The organism is Bradyrhizobium sp. Kon58, assembly GCF_055807455.1.
Map to the genome: position 1 here is coordinate 1 of NZ_JBVVOT010000467.1, position 265 is coordinate 265.

The following is a 265-nucleotide window of genomic DNA, read 5'->3' on the forward strand; positions in this document are numbered from 1 at the left end:
TGGGGTAGCAAAGTGATTGACCGCCTTGCGCAGGATCTGCGGGCAGCGTTTCCCGACATCAAGGGCTTTCCGCCACGTAATCTCAAGTACCAGCGTGTTACGTGACCAGTTGTGTTTAACTGCTTGGGTGATGTACCAACGACGTGTTTCCGGGCAGGGAAGCTTATCGCGCAACACCACGTTGTGCCCCCACGGCAATTGTGCAGCAGCCTGTTGCACAAATTCCGAATCTGGCCATGCCTCGGCAAAAGCACGCATGTACTTG

General features: G+C 55.1%; 1 protein-coding gene. It reads right to left on the reverse strand.

The annotated features are described in order from the left end of the window. On the reverse strand, positions 1–265 hold a 265-nt coding region (locus tag AC0L20_RS41170; RefSeq protein WP_473295855.1), incomplete at both ends, for a DUF1016 N-terminal domain-containing protein.